The following is a 17,931-nucleotide window of genomic DNA, read 5'->3' as shown; positions in this document are numbered from 1 at the left end:
TCTGTGCCATGCCCTCCCGCTTGAACCTATATCAAGGATTTAGGATCATCCTCAGGGAGCATGGGCAACTACTCCCCCGACGATGACTTCGAGGCCACGCGGGTGGCCAACGTTGGGGAACTCCAGAAGGAGCTCCCGGCGCGCTCGCCGAAGGATCGCGCCTACCTCATCGTGCTCGCCGGCTCGAACGTCGGCGAGATGTACCGGGTCGAGGGCGCCGAGATCGTGATCGGCCGGGCCGCGGGGACGACGATCCGGCTGAACGACGACGGCATCTCGCGGCGCCACGCCCGCCTCCTCCAGATGGACAGCCAGGTGCTCATCGAGGACCTCAACAGCTCCAACGGGACGCTGGTGAACGGCGAGCACGTGACGCGCCTCGCCCTGCACGACGGCGACAAGATCCGCCTGGGCTCGACGACGATCCTCAAGTTCACCTACCACGACCACCTGGACGAGTCGTTTCAGCAGCAGATGTACGACGCCGCGCTGCGCGACGCGCTCACGAAGGCGTTCAACAAGAAGTACTTCCTGGACCGGCTGGAGAGCGAGGTCTCGTATGCGCGGCGGCACAGCGCGCACCTGTCGCTGCTCATGTTCGACGTCGATCATTTCAAGAGGATCAACGACACCTTCGGGCACCTCGCCGGCGACTACGTCCTTGCGAGGATCGCCAAGATCGCGAGCAACACGGTGCGGACCGAGGACGTGTTCGCGCGCTACGGCGGTGAGGAGTTCGGCATCCTGTGCCGCGGCGTGACGCTGGAGAACGCGGGCATCCTCGGCGAGCGGCTGCGCCTCCTCATCGAGGGGTCGCTCTTCGAGCACGAGGGCGTCCGCGTGCCGACGACGATCAGCGTCGGCGTCGCGGCGCACCCCGTGGTCCCGGTGCAGAGCGGCGCGGAGCTCATCGCCGCGGCTGACGAGGCGCTCTACGAGGCGAAGCGCACCGGCCGCAACCGCGTGCTCCTGAAGTTCGGCCCGAAGCCCTGAGCCTGGCGCGGGGCTCGCGGCGACGCCGGCCGTCGAGGCCGCGCCGCGCTGCCCGGGCCGCCTGACCGGCCGCGAGAGCGCCGTGGCCCCGGCTGGCGGCGCAGGGCCGGCGCGGGCCTCAATCGATCTTGAGGAGCTCCTTGACCTTGGCGATGACCTGCGGCGCCTGGATGGGCTTCGTGATGTACGCGTTCGCGCCGAGCTGCAGCGCGCGCTGGCGATCCTCCTGAGACCCCTCGGTGGTGATGATGATGATCGGGGTGTCCTTGTGGACCGGATCGGTGCGCACGCGCTTGACGAGCTTGAGCCCGTCCATGATCGGCATGTTGATGTCGGTGATGATCACGTCGTACTTGGTCGAGGCGAGCTTGCGGAGACCGTCGACGCCATCGTCCGCCTCGGTGACGCGGAGGTTCTTCACGCGCGCCAGCGCGAAGACCAAGAGCTGCCGCATCATGGGCGAGTCTTCAACGATCAGACACGAGTACTCGGCCATGATCAGTCCTCCAGGTCCAGGAATGCCTGGACGCCGGGCACCTTCCGGCCGGCGTCGGTGAAGAGCCGCGCGTTGATGAGGGCGGGGGCGGCCTGGGCCCCGAGGAGCTTGAAGAGCTCGGTGTCCACGTTCACGAACTCCGTCTTTTGCGGGAGCGTGCTGAAGATCGCGATGACACCCACGGTGCGCCCGTTGAAGTCGAGCGGGATCACTGCCGCCGGCTCCTCGATGCTCCCCTTGGAGACGTCCTTGGCCTCGTCGAAGAAGATTTCCCCCTTCGAGAATGCCTGGCCTGCGATGCCTTCGGTCACCGGCATGCGCACAATCTCCTCGACGGCCACACCTTCGCTCGCGATCGAGACGAGCTCCTTACCATCAGGAGACGCCAGGTACACGGAGAAGGCGCCCGCCCCGAGGAACTGCGCCAGGAGCTCCTTCAGGTTGCGGAGGACATGGCGCACGTTGCGCGCCGCGTGCAGCTGCGAGAGGGCGACGTACAGGTTCGCGAGGTTCGCGAGCTCCCCCTCCGCCTCCGAGTAGCGGCTGTTGAAGCGGTCCGAGGCCGCCACCATCCGCACCGACTGCGTCACGAGGTCGCGCTTCTCCTGCTCGAGCTCCTCGATCTTGCGGAGCAGGTCACGGATGGCCGAGTCGCTCGCGAGGTGCGCGCGCAGCTTGCCGTTCTCCGATTCGAGCTCGGTGATCTTGTCACGAAGGCGCTCGTTCTCGCGGAGGAGCTCCTCGGTCAGCTGCGCCCCCTTGCGGAAGAACTGCTGAATGAAGGCATCACGCTCCTTCTTCAGGTCCTCGGGGGGACGATCGCTCGGACGCCCTTTTTTCTCCGTCATTTTATCCCGGGGTTCTCCAGAGCTTCGGACCGTATCATGCGGGGCTGACCGGACGGAAGCGTCGAGCGCGGGCCGCCGGCGCCGCCCGGACCCGCCGCCGAGGGGGCGAGCGCCCGGCGCCTCGCGGCCCCGGCCGCGGTCAACGATGTCGACTCGGGCGCGCTCGCCCTACCTCGGGGACCGGACCCCCGCCTTCCCGGCCCGGCCACCCCCGCCTCCACGACTACGCCTTCTCCATCTGCTTCAGCAACTTGGTCCACTGGCGCAGCTCCCGCCCGAGCAGCGCAGGAGTCTTCCGGAGCGACGCGACGTCGCGCGCCCCGACGAGCAGCATGACCGCCCGGAGCTCCGCCTCGATGCCCTCGAGGTACCGCACCGCGGCGTCCCGTCCTCCCGAGACGAAGGCCTGGAGCACCGGACGAGCGATCCCGGCCGCATGCGCGCCGAGCGCGAGCGCCCGAGCGATGTCAAGGCCGCTCGTGATGCCCCCGGTCGCGATGATCGTCTTGAAGCGAGGACGGATGGTGCGGGCGATGAGCACCGACGCGGCCGTCGGGACGCCCCACTCGCGCAGCGCCTCGCCGAGGGAGCGGGCTGCGCCGCTGGCGCGCGCCGTCTCGACCGCGACCCACGATGTTCCTCCGGCGCCGGAGACGTCCAGGTTGCGGACGCCCGCCTTGACCAGGCGGTACGCGGTTCCGGGGCCGATCCCGCAGCCGGTCTCCTTCGCGACGACCGGCACGCTGAGTCCATTCGCCAGCCGGCTCATCGCCTCCAGCGCGCCGGTGAAATCGCGGTCGCCGCCCGGCTGGACCAGCTCCATCGCGGGGTTCATGTGGACGCAGAGCGCGTCGGCGCCGACCTGGGCCACGAGCTCGGCGACCGCCTCCGTCGACAGCGACCGCGCCTGCACGGCGCCGATGTTCCCGAGGACGAGCGTCGTCGGGGCGTGCTCGCGGACCTCGTACGAGGCGGAGGCGTCGCCGTTCAGCATCGCCCGCTGACTCCCGAGGCCAAAGCCGTACCCGCGCTCCTCCGCGATCTGCGACAGCTCCCGGTTGATCGCCTGCGCGCGCTCCGTCCCGCCGGTCATGGCCGCGATCAGGAGCGGAGCGCGGAGCCGCTTGCCGAGCAGCAGCACCGAGGTGTCGATCGCGTCGAGGGAGAGCTCCGGCAGCGCGTCGTGGATCAGCTCGACCTGTTCCAGAAGCGTGGTCTTGGCCCGGAATCCGACATCACCCGTCGCGCAGAGCTCGATGTGGTCGGCTTTCCTCTCGGAGATGTCGTTCGCCTCTTCCGTCATGGGGGCACAACTTTACGCGGTCGCTGACCGCCGTCGAAAAGGAAGTGGCATGGACAAAAAATCGCCAAAAATCGCGCCCCGAGGCCCGCGCCGGCGTCCGCCCCCCCTCCCCTTTCACCTACCGCGCGACCGGCGGGCGGCCGTGGCATAAACTAGCCACATGGACCTCCCGGACGAATCCCAGATCCGCTGGATCCTTCGCACGACCTCCACGCTCCTCCAGCACGGCGCAGAGCCGGTGCGGGGGCTGGTGCAACCGACGGCCGAGTTCTTCCCCGATCCGTACGACGGCTCCCCCAAGACGGTGGCCGCCCTGATGCTGCGGGTGCAGGAGCACGCCGGGCTCCAGGATCTCCCGGTGGAGCTCGCGGTGGTCAGCCCGGAGGGGCAGGCCAGCACCGTGAGCTGCTCGAGCGGTGCCTGCGGCGGGATGGCGCTGGAGACGAAGCTCGAGCGGGTGGCCCGGCGCGATGACGGCGGCTACCGGGTCGCCGTCTCCGCGGGCGAGCTCCGCAACCCGACGGTGCTCACGACGGCGTTCGTGCGCGCGGTGTCGTTCATGTTCCTGAGCGAGGCCGGCACGTTCGACGCGCTCGTGCCGCCGGACCGCGAGCCCGCCGTCGATCTCGCCGCCGTGCTGCTCGGCTTCGGCGTGCTCGCGACGAACGGCTCGTACCTGTACGCGAAGGGCTGCGGCGGCGTGCAGGTGCACTCGGCGACCAAGATGCCGGTCGACGAGCTCGCGCTCGCGCTCGCCATTCACTGCCGGCTGCACGACGTGCCCGACCGGACCGCCGCGCGGCACCTCGACGTGACGCCGCGCGCCCACTTCGACGAGTCGGCGGTCTGGGCCAGCTCCAACATCGCGCTCGTCCGCATGCTGCGCTCCGCCCCGGATCGTATCGCCGCGGACGACTACGCGATCGGCGAGTCGAGGAGCTGGCTGGCCCGCGCGCTCGGCTTCGGCAAGCGCCGGCCGGCGCCGACGGCGGACGACGACCTGCGCGAGCTCGAGCGAGAGCTCGCGGCCGGCGCGGCGAAGACGCGATCGCTGGATGAGGGCAAGGCCAAGAAGCTTGCGGAGATCCGTGCTCTCGTGGACGAGAGCCTGGGGAGCTGAATGAGCGTACGACTCTGGGACAAAGGGGGCGCGACCGACGCCCAAATGCTGCGTTACACCTCGCGCGACGACTGGCAGCTCGATCAGCGCCTGCTCGCCTACGACCTGCGGGCCACGATCGCGCACGTCCGCGGGCTCGCGCGGATCGGCGTGCTCAGCGAGACGGAGCGGGACGCGCTCGTCCGCGAGCTCGAGGTGCTCGCAGCGCAGAACGAGGCCGGCGAGCTGCGGCTCACCGAGGACGACGAGGACGGTCACAGCGCGATCGAGGCCGCGCTGGTCGCCCGCATCGGCGACGCGGGCAAGAAGGTGCACACCGGCCGGAGCCGCAACGACCAGGTGCTCGTCGCGATGCGCCTCTACGAGCGTGACGCCCTGGACGAGCTCGCCGAGCAAGCGACGGCCGGCGCCCGCGCGCTGCTCGATCTCGCCCGGCGCGAGGCGGAGACGCCGATGCCCGGCTACACGCACCTGCAGCGGGCGGTGCCGTCGTCCGTCGGCTACTGGGCCGCTTCCTTCGTCGAGGGGCTCACCGACGCGGTCGATGTCATCCGCGCGACGCGGGCGCTCGTCGACCGCTGCCCGCTCGGCGGCGCCGCCGGCTTCGGCGTGAACCTGCCGCTCGATCGCGCCGGCGTCGCGCGCGAGCTCGGGTTCGCCGGCGTGGCATTGAACCCGCTGGCCTCCCAGACGTCGCGCGGCATCATCGAGGCGCAGATCCTCGCGGCCGCGTGGCAGGTCGTCGCCGTGATCCGCCGGCTCGCGTGGGATCTCAGCCTGTTCGCGATGAGCGAGCTCGCGTTCATCCGGCTCCCGGAGGCGTTCACCACCGGCTCCTCGATCATGCCGCAGAAGCGCAACCCGGACGTCGTCGAGCTCATGCGCGCGGCCTGCTCCGTCGTGCAGGGGGCGCTCGCCGAGGTGCAGTCCCTCGTGGCGCTCCCGTCCGGCTACCACCGCGATCTGCAGCTCACGAAGGGCCCCACGATGCGCGGCCTCGACGAGGCGCTCGCGACCTCGCGCCTCTTGCCGCGGCTCGTCGAGGGGCTCGCGTTCGACCGCGAGCGCATGGCCCGCGCGATCACGCCCGAGTGCTTCGCGACAGATCGAGCCGTCGAGCTCGCCGTGCAGGGCATCCCGTTCCGCGAGGCCTACCGGAGTGTCGCGGCCGAGATCGCGTCGCTCCCCGCCGGCGACGCCGCGGCGAGTCTCCGCGCGCGCGTGTCGCTCGGCGCCCCAGGCAACCTCGCGCTCGACGACCTGGCCCGCAGGCTGGAGCGGCAGGCGCGCTAGGCGGTCGCTTTAGCGGCGCTTGCGGAGCTCGCGGACCGCGCCTGTGTCTGCCACCAAGACGAGGGTGGCCATGTCGAGGAAGAGCCCGGTGTCGACGACACCGGGGATCTTGCGGATGCGGGCGTCGACCGCAGCGGGCGCGTCCATCGGGCCGAACGCGGTGTCGAGGATCCAGTTGTGGTTGTCGGTCTGCAAGGGGTACCCGTCCGCGTTCTTGCGGATCGCCGGCTTGCCCCCGAGCGCGGTCAGGTGCCGCGCGGCCGACGTGCTGGCGAAGGGCACGACCTCGACCGGGATGGGCACGCGTGAGCCGAGCTTCTCGACGAGCTTCTCGGGGGTCACGAGGATGATGAACTCCGCGGCCTCGTAGGCCACCACGCGCTCGCGGAGGAGCGCGCCGCCGAGGCCCTTGATGAGCCCGAGATCGGGCGCCACCTCGTCGGCGCCGTCCACGGCGACGTCGAGGCGCTCGACCTCGTCGAACGGCACCATCGGGATGTTCTCGCGGCGGGCGAGCGCCGCCGAGCGCTCCGACGTGGCGACACCCCGGATCTGGAGGCCGCCGCGGACGCGCTCGCCGAGGCGGCGGAGGAAGGCCTCGGCCGCGCGCCCGGTGCCGAGCCCGAGCAGCATCCCGCTGTCCACGCGCGCGAGCGCGGCGACGGCGATTCGATCGAGGTCGGAGGGGTCCGGTCCCGCGGTGCTCATGGGCTGCTCATCGGTCATCAAGGCCGTCAGCGCAACGGGATTTTGTCGAGCTCGTCGAGCGGCCCCGGGCAGAGGGGCCGGAGCCGACAGCCTTTGCACTCGGCGCCCGTCCAGATCGCCTCGAACGTCGCCTGCATCTCGTCGAGCAGGAGGTCGTCGTCCGTGAGCACGCCCGCCTCGAAGTTCCTCCGCCCCTCGCCCTTCGCCCCGAGCCCTGCGCCGGTGAGGTTCGCGGAGCCGAGGTACAGGAGCGCGCCGTCGACGGCGATCATCTTCAGGTGGACGCGCGGGCAGCGCCGCATCGCGATCGGCGACCGGGGCCGGCGGCGGAGCTCGGCGCGGAAGGCGCGCGACGGGACGCCGGCGTGCAGCAGGCGCAGCTCGACCCCGCGGGCGGCGAGCGCGTCGAGCAGGTCGAGGAAGGACATGTACCGGCCGCGCGCCCGCGCCCTCGATCCGATGGGCGCCTCGACGCGCAGCTCCTTCACGTTGGCCGTCGCGATCCACACCGAGACGCGGGCGTTCGCGACGGCGCCCATCACGAGCGCGTCGTAGTGCGCCCTGTCGCGGAGGAGCGTCAGCTCGACCCGCCGCTTGAGCTGGGTCCGCGGCGTCACCTCTCCGGTGCGCGCGCGGGCGCGCGGGCGCGCCGGCCGCGCGCTCACACCCGTTGACCGGCGCCGGCAGGCGCCTGCTCGATCTCGAGGTGGGCGCTGAGCAGGGCCCGGACGTCCTCCGGCATCGGGACCGACGCCAGCTGTACCAGGTCGGTGGTGACCACCGTGTGCCGGAGCTCGGCCGCAAGAACACCGTCGTGGGTGCGGACCATGCGGTACCGGAGCGTGGCGCTCCGCCTGCCGATGCGGACGACCGACGTCTCGATGCGGAGCGTCTCGCCGTAACGCACCGGCGCCGCGTAGTCGGCCTCGACCCGCACCGCCGGCAGCCCGATCCGCCGCTGGAGGATGAGCCCGGCGTAGCCTCCCTCGAGCGGCGCGAAGAAGCGCTCCATCGCCTCGTGCGCGTAGTTGAGGAAGCGCGCGAAGAAGACGATGTTCGCGGCGTCGACGTCCTCGAACTTGATCGGGCGCTCGAGCGAGACCATCGCGGCTAGGAGAGATCCTCGGCGAGCTTCTCCAGGGTCGCTCTCCCGAGCGGCGCCTTCACCGCGTAGCGCGGGTGCGCGATCGCGAGCGACACCGTCGCCTTCTTTGCCTTGATCCCGGCCTGCGCCTCGGCCGGGAGATCCACCTTGAGGTAGTGCACCGCCGTCGTGCGGTCCTCCAGGATGGCCTCCTCGCGCTTGCCGCGCGCCCGCGCGGCGATGCCGTCGACCTCGAGCGACACCGTGTCCTCTAGCCCGACCAGATCGACGAGCATCTGATCGCGCAGCGCCCGGTCCGGGATCTCGACGAAGAGCGTCAGGCTGAGCTGCCCCTCCCCCGGGATGAGATCGTTGTACGTCGCGATCTCGTGGAGGATGCCGCTCTCGCTCGTGATGCGCTCGGTGCGGAGCATCTCCTGGATCTGGAAGAGCACGGAGTCGCGGTTCTCGAACACCGCGGTCATGTGATCTCCGATCCGCACGCGGCGGGGCCGCTTCTCCTCGATGATGCGGCTGCGGAATCGCTCCCGGATCGCCTCGTATTCGCCGATCCCGAGCACCTCGTTGCGATCGATGGGACGCATGACGGCTCCTCTCTTCGACGTCTCGTTCACGTCTCCCGTACGTCTCCCGTACGTCTCCTTCACGACTTCGGACCGAGATACGGCGTCGGTCCGAGCCCGTACGCGTGGGCGAGCGCCTCGACCGGGTGCAGCACCTGCGCGCCGTTCTCCTTGACCATCCTGAGACCGGCGAGGGTGCAGTCGCTGACGATGACGTCCGCGTCCGCGACGCCGCGCACGAGCTTCGATGCGTACTTGCGGCCGGTCTCGTAGTGGGCCGCCTTCATCCCCCACGTGCCGTCCACGGCCGAGCACTGCTCGATGACGCGCACCTCGGTGTCGGGCACGACGCCGAGCACCCTGGCGCCCGGGAAGCCGATCTTCTGGGCGCGCAGGTGGCACGCGGCGTGGTACGCGATCGTGCCGAGCCCCTTCTTGAACTCGCGGTTGAGCTTCTTCTCGCGCCCGAGCTGGACCAGGAACTCCATCATGTCGAGCGTCGCGGCCGCGACCTCGCGCGCCTCTGCCGTCTGCAGGTACTCCGGCCACTCCTTCTTCATCGTGTAGCCGCACGTCGGGCCGACCACGACGATCTTCCTGCCCATGCGGACGTGCGGGAGCAGGAGCTCGACGTTCTGCTTCACCTTCGCGGTGAAGGCCTCGAGATCGCCGCCGTCGAGGTTCGGCATCCCGCAGCACGTCAGCGCGCCCGCCGGGGCGTCCTGGGGATCGTCCGCGGAGGTGCAGCCGGGCACGTGCACCGCGTAGCCGTTGTGCTCGAGGACGCGGACCGCTGCCTCGGGGACACCGGGCGTGTTGTACTCGCCGTAGCAGGTCGCGAAGAGCACCACGGCGCCTTGCTTGCCGGCGTCCGGCGCGGCGCTGTGCTCCACGAACCACGACGAGAACGGCTTGCGTGCCATCTCCGGGAGCGGGAACTCCGACGAGATCCCGGTCACCTTCTCCTGCACCTTGCGCAGCAGGCGGCTCGCCTGCACGAGGTTCGCCAGCGGCGCCGCCGGGCCGGAGCCCAGCGCGCCGATCAGCTGCGGCTCGCCGAGGATCCGGTCCACCAGCGGGATGCCCTCCCGCTGGGCGCGCACCGCGCGCTCGCGCGCGAGCACGCGCGGGAAATCCAGGAGCTCGTAGGCGTGCTCGTCAGCGGTGTACGGGCACTTGATGTAGCAGAGCTTGCACTGCCAGCACTCGTCGCCGATGGCCTTGAAGTCGTCGTAGGCGAGTGCCTCGGCGCCCTCGGCGACGCCGGAGTCGATGTCCCTGTCGACGCGGGCGAAGAGCTCGGGGAACGAGCCGCAGTACCCGACGCACATGCGGCACTCGTGACAGATCTGGAAGGTCCGCCGCAGCTCTGCCTCGAGGTCGCGGGGATCGAGGTATCGCTCGTCGTTCGGCGATGTCGCCGGTGGACGGTCTGGTGCACGCCGAATGACGCTCACGGGTCGGTTCCTCTCAACATCCTCTGGAAATACGAGACGATGGGGCCGCTCGCCGCGTGGCGCGGCACCGGACGGCGACGGCGCATGCGCCCCGGGTCGAGCCGCCGACGGCTCGGCGCGATCCGGGGCGCTCGCGCTCTCTCATGGGTCGAGCTCAGAAGTCGAGCGACTGCAGCGCCTTCTGGAAGCGCCCGGCGTGAGACTTCTCGGCCTTGGCGAGCGTCTCGAACCACTCGGCGATGTCGTCGAAGCCCTCGGTGCGGGCCTCCTTGGCGAAGCCCGGGTACATCGTCTCGTACTCGTGGGTCTCGCCGGCGACGGCGGCCTTCAGGTTCTTCTCCGTGTTGCCGATCGGCAGACCGGTCGCCGGGTCGCCGGCCTGCCGGAGGTAGTCGAGGTGGCCGTGCGCGTGGCCCGTCTCGCCGTCCGCCGTGTCCTTGAAGAGGCCCGCGACATCGGGGCGACCTTCGACGTCGGCGACCTTTGCGAAGTACAGGTAGCGGCGGTTGGCCTGCGACTCCCCGGCGAACGCGTCCTTCAGGTTCTGGTGCGTCTTCGTGCCCGTAAGCTGCTTGGTGGTCATGGTGTTCGCTCTCCTTGGTTGAACGGCTGGGACAATGGATCCCTGGTGCCCGCAGGTCAGCTCGGCGGCGCGGAGGCTCCGCTAGCCATGTTCAGGGCGCCGCGCCCGTCGAGCCCCTGCGGGACGAAGTCGATTATTTTCCTCGCTGCGCCCGGCATGGCGCGCCGCTGCGTGCGCGCTCTCGTCCTGCCTGCCCTTCGCGCAGGCAGCGCAGAGCCCCCGGTAGATCCGCTCAACCGCGCGGACCTCGAAGCCGGGCGCGGCCGTGAGCGGCCCGGGGACGATCTCGTCCGAGCGCTCGGCCAACAGCTCGCTCGGCTCGCATGGCACGTCACGGACGAGCCCGCAGCGGTCGCAGACGGCGTGATGGTGCGCGTCCATGTTCGGATCGAAGCGCGAGGCGCCGGGCGACAGCGACAGCGCGACGCACAGCCCCGCCGACGCCAGCGCATCCAGCGTGTTGTAGACGGTGGCGAAGCTCATCGTCGGCAGCGCCGGCCGGAGCCGCTCGAACAGCTCCTGCGCGGTCGGGTGCGTCGGATCGGCCGCGAGCTCGCGCACGATCGCCAGGCGCTGCGGCGTCAGCTTGAGCCCCGAGGATCGCACGCACGCCAGCATGGACGCGACCCGGGCATCCTCCTCGATCCCCTCGCGCTCGAGGCTGCCCGCGCGCCACCGACCCTCGCGGGGCGCAGACCCCTTGACGGCAGGTGTTCGCGGGGTGGCCACGGCGAGAGTGATACTTAGAAAGTTTATCAGTTGCAAGTTTTAACAATCACCGGCAGATGAGCCTGGTAAATCCAGGTCGAATCAGGCAGATCTGTCGCTTCGACCGCGGACGACGCGCCGCCGCGTCGCGCTCCGTGCCTGGGGGATGGCTCTTGCGAGGCCAGAAAGCCTCTGCCATAGTGCGCGCCCCGCGCTGCCGGGCCCCCGCCGGCTTGCATTTCGCCCGCCAACTGGGCCAAGTTTTTTCCCAGCTAAAGAGGACGCTTCGAGACATGCCGACCGACGCCATTCAGTGCAAACCGCTCGAGGTCGCCGTGGGCGACAAGGGCATCGAGCGCGCCATCAAACACCTCAAGAGGAAGATGGCCGCCGAGGGGATCCTCCGCGAGCTGAAGCGGCGCCGGCACTACATGAAGCCGTCCGTGAAGCGGCGGAAGAAGGCCTCCGAGGCCGCTCGCCGCCGCCGGAAGCGGTCGAAGATGGACATGGTCGCCTAGCGCGACCGTCCCTCGCGCAAGGGCAACCGGCCAAGACGCAGAAGACGCGCGCGGACGCTTGAATCAAGCCTCCGCGGCGTGCTCTGCGTCTTGTCATTTTGTCCAGCGACCGCCTCGACGACGTGATGTGACACGGGCTGCGCGCGTCCATGCGGCGCCGACGCGGAGGCAACGCGCGTGGCGCGCCCCGGCTCCCTGAGGTCTCGATGCGCGCCGTCGTGGTCACGACGTCCTATCCGATCAGCGACGAGGATCCTTCGGGCCACTTCGTGCGGTCGTCGGCGCAGGCGCTCGCGCGCAGCGGCGCCGAGGTTCACGTGATCGCCGCCGGGGGCTCGGTCCTCGACCCGCCCTCGTGGGACGGCGCCCTCGTGGTCCATCGGGCAGGCGGGGGCGCGCTGTTCGCGTGGCCGGGCGCCGTGGCACGCGCGCGCGAGTCGCCGATCCGGCTGCTCTCCGCGGCTCCGTTCGCGGCCGCCGTGCTCGCTCGACTCCGTCAGCTCGGGCCGGTCGACCGCGCGGTAGCGCACTGGATTGTCCCGTGCGCGTGGCCGCTCCTTCTCGCCCTGCCGCGCGCGCCGCTCGAGGTGCACGCGCACGGCGCCGACGTGCGGCTCCTGCTCCGCGCGCCGCGCGCCGCGCGCGCGGCGGTGGTGGGCGCGCTCCTCCGCCGCGACGCGCGCTTCGTCTTCGCCGCGCGCGCGCTGCGCGACGCGCTCGCGGGCGCGCTCGCTCCGGAGCAGGCGCGCGCGCTCGCCCTCGCCTCGCGCGTCGCGCCGCCCGCGATCGATCTGCCGCTCGTCGCCGAGCGCGCAGACGCCCTCCGGAGCGAGCTCGTGCGGCGCCCCGGCGAGCGCCTCGCCGTCGTGGCGTGCCGGCTGATCCCGACGAAGCGGGTCGAGCTCGCGATCGAGGCGGCGCGCGCGGCGGACGCCGGGTTGCGGCTCGTCATCGTCGGCGACGGTCCGGAGCGCGCCGCGCTTGAGCGCATCGCGCGCAGCGGCGCCCCCGCCGCGGCGCGCTCGTGCGGCGCCGGCAGCGTGGACAGCGCCGCGGGCAGCGCGGGCAGCGCGGGCAGCGCGGGCAGCGCGGGCAGCGCGGGCAGCGCGGGCAGCGCGGGCAGCGCAGGCAGCGCAGGCAGCGCGGCGGTGCGCTTCACGGGCACGCTCCCGCGAAGCGAGGCGCTCGCGTGGATCGGCGCGGCGGACGTGCTGCTGCACCCGTCATCGCACGAGGCCGCCCCCACGGTGATCCGCGAGGCGCGCGCGCTCGGCGTGCCCGTCATCGCGTGCGACGCGGGCGACGTGGTCGCGTGGGCCAGGGACGACGACGGAATCCTCGTGGCGGAAGGCACGGCAGAGAGCCTCGCAGCCGCGCTCCGCGCCATCCCACCGCGCCGCTCGGATCGCGCGCCCGCGCGTTCGCGCTGAAAGCAGCGGCCTCCTCGCCGAGCAAGCCGCGGCGCGCCCCCGGCTCCGGCCAGCGCCGGACGCCCCGTCCGGAGCGGGTCTGCGATCCACGACGCGATGCCCTTGCAATTCTCAAGGCTTCGATTAGGGTCCGCCTCGCTCCGCACCGAAACGTGGCGACGGAGTGGCTCGGGGCGTAGCGCAGCCTGGTTAGCGCACTTGACTGGGGGTCAAGGGGTCGGTGGTTCGAATCCACTCGCCCCGACTGGTCCGGCGGAGAAAATTCTCCGGCGGACCTTTCGGCTTTGTAGGGCTCAATTGCTTGTCGACCGTGGAGCGCCGGGCAGCGGCGGCATGGCCCCGTCATCGCGTCCCGGGATCGCTCACGTCGCCCGGCACCCGGGGGCTCACGCATCGTCAGGCGAGCGGAGGCGGTGAGACGGGCGTGACGGGCCGATCCGGCTCGCCGGCGAGCTCGTCCTCGATGCTGATCATGGCCGCCAGCACCACGTGGTCGCTGAAGGGGAAGCCGACCACCTGCACCCCGACGGGCAGCCCCTCGCTCTTCGCATCGACCTCGGCGGCCCGCTTCTCCAGCCGGTCGCGCGGCCGCGCGCGGCGCGCCTCGCCTCCGCGCACGCGGGTCACCGGGACGACGCCGGCCGGGAACTGCGTGAGGTTCCAGAGCATCGCGGAGCTGCCCGCGAGGACGAAGTCGCGCGACGCGGCGTGCGGCAGCGCCGGCGTGGCGTACGGCGGGCAGAGCAACAGATCGAGCGACTCGGCGCGCATCGCCGACGCGATCGCGGCGCGCGCCTCGCGAAGCGCGTGCGTGGCGCGCCAGAGCTCGGCGACGGACTTCGGCCCCGTGACCTCGAGGAGACGCTGGAGCCGCCGCTCGCCCGCGAGCCCGGCGACGCGCGCGGCGGCGCGACGCGCGAACGGCGGGAGCGACGCCATCGTGCGGAGCGAGCGGAGCGAGACGTCGATGTCGCCCGCGTCGCCGCCCAGCTCGCCGCCCTGGAGGAGCGACAGCGCCGTCGCGCCGCCGTCCGCCGAGAGCGCGGCGAAGTACCCGTAGACCGCGTCGGGGATGCCGGGCGGCGTGAACGGCACCACCGTGGCGCCCCGCGCGCGCAGGGCCGACGCGGCCTTCACGACGGCGCGGGCGACGGCGGACGAGGAGGGGACGAGCCCGTCATCGCAGTAGAACCCGACGCGCAGCCGCGCCACCTCGACGCTCGCCGGCTCGGTGAACGGGAAGGGCGGCACGCGCACGTCCAGCTCGGCCATGGTCGCGGGGTCGAGCTCGGACATGACGAGCGCGATGTCGCGCGCGCTCCTCGCCATCGGCCCGACCTGCGAGCGGATCGCCTCCTGCCCGAGCAGCGCCGAGTTGCTCCCCAGGTTGGTCCAGCGGTCGAGCGTGGGCTTCATGCCGACGATCCCGCAGCAATGCGCGGGGACGCGGATGCTGCCGCCGATGTCCGTGCCGATGCCGAGCGGCGACATCCCCGCTGCGACGGCGGTGGCCTCGCCGCCGGACGAGCCGCCCGGGCTGTGATCGAGGCTCCACGGGTTCGCCGTCTGGCCGAAGAGCGGGTTGCGCGTCTCGTTGTACAGGAGCAGCTGCGAGACGTTCGTGCGCCCGAGGATCACGGCCCCCGCGCGGCGGAGCAGCGCGGTGACGCCCGCGTCGCCGGCGGCCCGGTGGCCCCTGCGGGACGCGACGCCGAGCGTGGAGGCCATGCCGGCCATGTCGAGCGACTCCTTCACGGTGATCGGGAGCCCGTGGAGCGGGCCGCGGTTCTCCCCGCGACGGCGCTCGCCGTCGAGCCCGCGCGCGGCCGCGAGCGCCTCGTCGTGGAGCACCTGAGTGAACGCGCGGAGCCGCGGCTCGAGCGCCTCGATGCGCGAGAGGTGCGCCCGCGTGACCTCCTCGGAGCTGACCTCGCGCGCGGCCAGGAGCGAGGAGAGCGCGGTCGCGGAGAGGCGGGTCGGATCGGTCGCGCTCACGGTGAATCGACGAGTATCACAGGTCCGCGCGCTCGAAGGGTTGCTAGGCTCCGGGGCCCCGCGCCGTTCGCGGGGGAAGCGCCGGAGCCATGCAACCGCTGCCGATCGATCCGATCCTCCCCGATCTCTGCTCCACCCTGCGCGCGCGCCCGAGCGTGGTGCTCGAGGCGCCGCCCGGCGCAGGCAAGACGACGCGCGTGCCGCGCGCGCTGCTCGACGCCGGCTTCGCGGAGCGCGGCGAGATCCTGGTGCTCGAACCGCGGCGGCTGGCCGCGCGCCTCTCGGCGCGGCGCGTGGCCGAAGAGCTCGGCGAGCGCGTGGGCGAGACCGTGGGCTACACGATGCGCTTCGAAGAGGCCGCCGGCCCGGCGACGCGGATCCGCTTCGTGACCGAGGGCGTGCTGACGCGGCGGCTCCTGGTCGATCGCGAGCTCCGGGGCGTCAGCGCCGTGGTGCTCGACGAGTTCCACGAGCGGCACCTCGCGGGCGACGTCGCGCTGGCGCTGCTCCGGCGGCTGCAGCGCGGCGCGCGGCCCGATCTCCGCCTCATCGTGATGTCCGCGACGCTCGACGCCGGGCCGATCGCGGCGTTCCTCGGCGCGCCCGAGGCCCCGGCGGCCGGGGCCGGCGACGCCCACGGCGCGCCGCCGGCCGAGGCCCCCCGCTGCGCGACCCTGCGCGCCGAGGGGCGGATGTTCGACGTCGCGATCGAGCACCTGCCGGTCGCCCGCGCGAGCACGTCGGCCCACGCCGCGGGCGACCGCCGCGCTCCGGCCCACTGGGGCGACAGGACGCTCGAGAGCCTGGTCGCCTCGTCGGTGCGTCAGCTCATCGAGGAGGGGCTCGACGGCGACGTGCTGGTGTTCCTGCCAGGCTCCGCGGAGATCCGCCGGTCGATGGAGGCGTGCGCGCCCCTCGCGAAGAGCGAGGATCTGCTGCTCCTGCCGCTGCACGGCTCGCTGTCGCCGGCGGAGCAGGACCGCGCGGTGCGCCCCGCGGACCGGCGCAAGATCATCCTCTCGACCAACGTGGCCGAGACCTCCGTGACCATCGATGGCGTCGTGGCGGTCGTCGACAGCGGCCTCGCGCGCGTGGCCGCGTACGCGCCCTGGTCGGGGCTGCCGACGCTCCGCGTCGCGCCCATCGCCCGCGCCTCCGCGGCGCAACGAGCGGGGCGCGCCGGTCGGACGCGGCCCGGCCGCTGCCTCCGGCTCTACACGCGCGGAGACCTCGCCGCGCGGCCGGAGCACGAGGCGCCCGAGATCCGCCGGCTCGATCTCGCGGAGACGGTGCTCGATCTCTGCGCCGCGGGCGTCACGGATCTCGAGGGGTTCGGGTGGCTGGAGGCGCCGCCTGCTGCCGGGCTCGCCGCGGCCGAGGCGCTGCTCGTGCGGCTCGGCGCGCTCGACGAGGGGCGGCGCATGACCCCGACCGGCCGGCGAATGCTGCGCTTCCCGGCGCACCCGCGGCAGGCGCGGATGATCGTCGAGGCCGAGCGGCGCGGCGTCGCCGACGACGGGTGCACCCTCGCGGCGCTCGTCGCGGAGCGCGACCTCGGCGCGCCCGCAGGCCCACGCGAGGGCCGCGCGCGGAGGAGCGACGCGCGGCACAGCTCCGATCTGCTCGCCGCGCTCCAGACCTTCGAGGAGGCGGACCGCGCGCGCTTCGCCGCCGACCGCCTGCGGTGGCTGGGCGTCGATCCGGCGCGCACGCTGGCGGTCGAGCGGACGCGCAAGCAGCTCTCGCGGCTCGCCGACCACCGGAGCGCGGCGCCCCCGGAGACGCTGGAGGCGCGCGAGATCGCGCAGCGCATCGCGATCCTCTCCGGCTACCCCGACCGGGTGGGGCGCCTCCGCCGCCCGGCCAACGCTTCGGGGCGGAGCGGGCGCGAGGTCGTGCTCGCCGCCGGCGGGACGGCCGCGCTCTCCGAGGCGAGCGTGATCGACGATGTCGACCTTGTCGTCGCGGTCGACATCGAGGAGCGCAGCGAGGGGCGCTCGGCGCGCGCGGTCGTCCGGGCGGCGAGCGCGATCGAGGCCGACTGGCTGCTCGACCTCTTCACCGACGCGATCCGGGACACGACGGAGGCGACGTGGAACGCGGCCGCGGAGCGCGTCGAGGTCGTGCGCCGGCTCTCGTACGACGGCCTCGTGCTCGACGAGGCGCGGCCGGCCGCGGGCGCGGGCGGCCCGCTCTCGGAGGCGGCGGCGCGGGAGCTCGCCGCGCAGGCGAGGGCGAAGGGGTGGCGAGCGTTCGTGAAGGGCGACGCGCTCGCGGGCTGGCTCCTGCGGGTCGCGTTCGTGCGCGCGCACTGCCCGGACGCCGGGCTGCCCGACGTGGGCGAGGAGGCGGTGCTCGCCGCGCTCGAGGCGCTCTGCGAAGGGCGCAGGAGCTTCGCAGAGCTCCGCGACGCGGACCTCGCAGGCGCCGTGCACGCCTCGCTGAGCCCCGCGAAGGCGCGGGCGCTCGCCGAGCTCGCCCCCGAGTCGATCGTCCTGCCCGGCGGCCGGCGGGCGCGCCTCGAGTACGTGGCGGGCGCGCCGCCGTCGCTCGCGTCGCGGCTACAGGACTTCTTCGGCATGGCGGAGGGGCCGCGCGTCGCCGGCGGACGGGTGCCCGTTGTGCTGCACCTCTGCGCGCCGAACCAGCGCCCCGTGCAGGTCACGACCGATCTCTCGGGGTTCTGGGCGCGCCATTACCCGGCCATCGCCAAGGAGCTCCGCCGCCGCTACCCGAAGCACGCGTGGCCGGACGACCCGGCGCACGCCGCGCCGCCGTCGCGCGCGCCGCACCGCAAGACGTGAATCAGGC

General features: G+C 72.5%; 17 protein-coding genes and 1 tRNA gene. 7 read left to right on the top strand and 11 right to left on the bottom strand.

Going from position 1 to position 17,931, the window contains the following annotated elements:
- The first annotated feature begins 60 nt into the window (after positions 1–60).
- Positions 61–993 (top strand): diguanylate cyclase, encoded by a 933-nt coding sequence (locus WME75_RS09140; RefSeq protein ID WP_437488621.1) that lies wholly within the window; start codon positions 61–63, stop codon positions 991–993.
- Positions 994–1,111: 118 nt separating this feature from the next.
- On the opposite strand, the gene WME75_RS09135 is transcribed toward WME75_RS09140, so the two are convergent.
- The 3 genes from WME75_RS09135 to fni all read right to left on the bottom strand — a co-directional run bounded on the left by WME75_RS09135 (position 1,112) and on the right by fni (position 3,640).
- Positions 1,112–1,489, bottom strand: coding sequence for a response regulator (locus tag WME75_RS09135; protein ID WP_012234398.1), 378 nt, complete (start codon positions 1,487–1,489; stop codon positions 1,112–1,114).
- A 2-nt stretch (positions 1,490–1,491) separates the two neighbouring features.
- A complete protein-coding gene (locus WME75_RS09130) occupies positions 1,492–2,337 on the bottom strand; it encodes a GAF domain-containing protein (protein ID WP_437488618.1) in 846 nt (281 codons plus the stop codon).
- Between the two features lie 223 nt (positions 2,338–2,560).
- Entirely contained in the window at positions 2,561–3,640 is a 1,080-nt protein-coding gene (gene fni, locus WME75_RS09125; protein WP_437488615.1) for a type 2 isopentenyl-diphosphate Delta-isomerase, read from the bottom strand.
- 160 nt (positions 3,641–3,800) lie between these two features.
- Here fni and WME75_RS09120 point away from each other — a divergent pair, with 160 nt between their 5' ends.
- Entirely contained in the window at positions 3,801–4,760 is a 960-nt protein-coding gene (locus tag WME75_RS09120; RefSeq protein ID WP_437488613.1) for a hypothetical protein, read from the top strand.
- Positions 4,761–6,053 (top strand): argininosuccinate lyase, encoded by a 1,293-nt coding sequence (argH, locus tag WME75_RS09115; protein WP_437488610.1) that lies wholly within the window; start codon positions 4,761–4,763, stop codon positions 6,051–6,053.
- 9 nt (positions 6,054–6,062) lie between these two features.
- Here argH and rpiA read toward each other — a convergent pair whose 3' ends face one another.
- The 7 genes from rpiA to WME75_RS09080 all read right to left on the bottom strand — a co-directional run bounded on the left by rpiA (position 6,063) and on the right by WME75_RS09080 (position 11,234).
- Positions 6,063–6,761 carry a ribose-5-phosphate isomerase RpiA gene (gene rpiA / locus WME75_RS09110; RefSeq protein WP_437488608.1) on the bottom strand — a complete coding sequence of 233 codons (699 nt, stop codon included), beginning with the start codon at positions 6,759–6,761 and terminating at the stop codon, positions 6,063–6,065.
- A 26-nt stretch (positions 6,762–6,787) separates the two neighbouring features.
- Complete coding sequence (locus WME75_RS09105) at positions 6,788–7,426, bottom strand: phospholipase D family protein (RefSeq protein WP_437488605.1); 639 nt, start codon at positions 7,424–7,426, stop codon at positions 6,788–6,790.
- The gene (locus WME75_RS09100; RefSeq protein WP_437488602.1) at positions 7,423–7,866 is read right to left on the bottom strand and encodes an acyl-CoA thioesterase; all 444 of its coding nucleotides are present in this window, start codon (positions 7,864–7,866) and stop codon (positions 7,423–7,425) included. The genes WME75_RS09105 and WME75_RS09100 overlap by 4 nt, the downstream gene beginning before the upstream one ends.
- 5 nt (positions 7,867–7,871) lie before the next feature.
- The gene (locus WME75_RS09095) at positions 7,872–8,450 is read right to left on the bottom strand and encodes a DUF3501 family protein (RefSeq protein ID WP_437488599.1); all 579 of its coding nucleotides are present in this window, start codon (positions 8,448–8,450) and stop codon (positions 7,872–7,874) included.
- A 59-nt stretch (positions 8,451–8,509) separates the two neighbouring features.
- The gene (locus WME75_RS09090; protein WP_437488596.1) at positions 8,510–9,886 is read right to left on the bottom strand and encodes a hypothetical protein; all 1,377 of its coding nucleotides are present in this window, start codon (positions 9,884–9,886) and stop codon (positions 8,510–8,512) included.
- A 154-nt stretch (positions 9,887–10,040) separates the two neighbouring features.
- Positions 10,041–10,469, bottom strand: coding sequence for a rubrerythrin family protein (locus tag WME75_RS09085; protein ID WP_437488593.1), 429 nt, complete (start codon positions 10,467–10,469; stop codon positions 10,041–10,043).
- Positions 10,470–10,550: 81 nt separating this feature from the next.
- Positions 10,551–11,234 carry a Fur family transcriptional regulator gene (locus tag WME75_RS09080; protein WP_437488591.1) on the bottom strand — a complete coding sequence of 228 codons (684 nt, stop codon included), beginning with the start codon at positions 11,232–11,234 and terminating at the stop codon, positions 10,551–10,553.
- A 236-nt stretch (positions 11,235–11,470) separates the two neighbouring features.
- Here WME75_RS09080 and rpsU point away from each other — a divergent pair, with 236 nt between their 5' ends.
- From rpsU to WME75_RS09065, 3 genes are all read left to right on the top strand, one after another.
- The gene (gene rpsU, locus WME75_RS09075; RefSeq protein WP_012234386.1) at positions 11,471–11,695 is read left to right on the top strand and encodes a 30S ribosomal protein S21; all 225 of its coding nucleotides are present in this window, start codon (positions 11,471–11,473) and stop codon (positions 11,693–11,695) included.
- Between the two features lie 206 nt (positions 11,696–11,901).
- Positions 11,902–13,125, top strand: a complete 1,224-nt coding sequence (locus tag WME75_RS09070; protein WP_437488588.1) for a glycosyltransferase — start codon at positions 11,902–11,904, stop codon at positions 13,123–13,125.
- Between the two features lie 169 nt (positions 13,126–13,294).
- Positions 13,295–13,369, top strand: a tRNA-Pro gene (locus WME75_RS09065).
- Positions 13,370–13,521: 152 nt separating this feature from the next.
- Here the strand turns inward: WME75_RS09065 and WME75_RS09060 are convergent.
- The gene (locus tag WME75_RS09060; protein WP_437488586.1) at positions 13,522–15,120 is read right to left on the bottom strand and encodes an amidase; all 1,599 of its coding nucleotides are present in this window, start codon (positions 15,118–15,120) and stop codon (positions 13,522–13,524) included.
- 89 nt (positions 15,121–15,209) lie between these two features.
- On the opposite strand from WME75_RS09060, the gene WME75_RS09055 reads away from it, so the two are divergent.
- Positions 15,210–17,924 (top strand): ATP-dependent RNA helicase, encoded by a 2,715-nt coding sequence (locus WME75_RS09055; RefSeq protein WP_437488583.1) that lies wholly within the window; start codon positions 15,210–15,212, stop codon positions 17,922–17,924.
- The last annotated feature ends 7 nt before the right edge of the window (positions 17,925–17,931 follow it).

The sequence above is a fragment of the Sorangium sp. So ce1014 genome (assembly GCF_051521505.1).
In the GTDB taxonomy this organism is placed as follows: Bacteria; Myxococcota_A; Polyangia; order Polyangiales; family Polyangiaceae; genus Sorangium.
Note: the sequence above shows the minus strand (reverse complement) of the source record. Positions and strands in the feature narration are given on the sequence as shown.

Coding starts and splice junctions, on each gene's coding strand:
- WME75_RS09140 (WP_437488621.1), top strand. CDS start 61: ATGGGCAACTACTCCCCCGACGATGACTTCGAGGCCACGCGGGTGGCC.
- WME75_RS09120 (WP_437488613.1), top strand. CDS start 3,801: ATGGACCTCCCGGACGAATCCCAGATCCGCTGGATCCTTCGCACGACC.
- WME75_RS09085 (WP_437488593.1), bottom strand. CDS start 10,469: ATGACCACCAAGCAGCTTACGGGCACGAAGACGCACCAGAACCTGAAG.
- WME75_RS09070 (WP_437488588.1), top strand. CDS start 11,902: ATGCGCGCCGTCGTGGTCACGACGTCCTATCCGATCAGCGACGAGGAT.
- WME75_RS09130 (WP_437488618.1), bottom strand. CDS start 2,337: ATGACGGAGAAAAAAGGGCGTCCGAGCGATCGTCCCCCCGAGGACCTG.
- WME75_RS09100 (WP_437488602.1), bottom strand. CDS start 7,866: ATGGTCTCGCTCGAGCGCCCGATCAAGTTCGAGGACGTCGACGCCGCG.
- rpiA (WP_437488608.1), bottom strand. CDS start 6,761: ATGAGCACCGCGGGACCGGACCCCTCCGACCTCGATCGAATCGCCGTC.
- WME75_RS09055 (WP_437488583.1), top strand. CDS start 15,210: ATGCAACCGCTGCCGATCGATCCGATCCTCCCCGATCTCTGCTCCACC.
- rpsU (WP_012234386.1), top strand. CDS start 11,471: ATGCCGACCGACGCCATTCAGTGCAAACCGCTCGAGGTCGCCGTGGGC.
- WME75_RS09135 (WP_012234398.1), bottom strand. CDS start 1,489: ATGGCCGAGTACTCGTGTCTGATCGTTGAAGACTCGCCCATGATGCGG.
- WME75_RS09095 (WP_437488599.1), bottom strand. CDS start 8,450: ATGCGTCCCATCGATCGCAACGAGGTGCTCGGGATCGGCGAATACGAG.
- argH (WP_437488610.1), top strand. CDS start 4,761: ATGAGCGTACGACTCTGGGACAAAGGGGGCGCGACCGACGCCCAAATG.
- fni (WP_437488615.1), bottom strand. CDS start 3,640: ATGACGGAAGAGGCGAACGACATCTCCGAGAGGAAAGCCGACCACATC.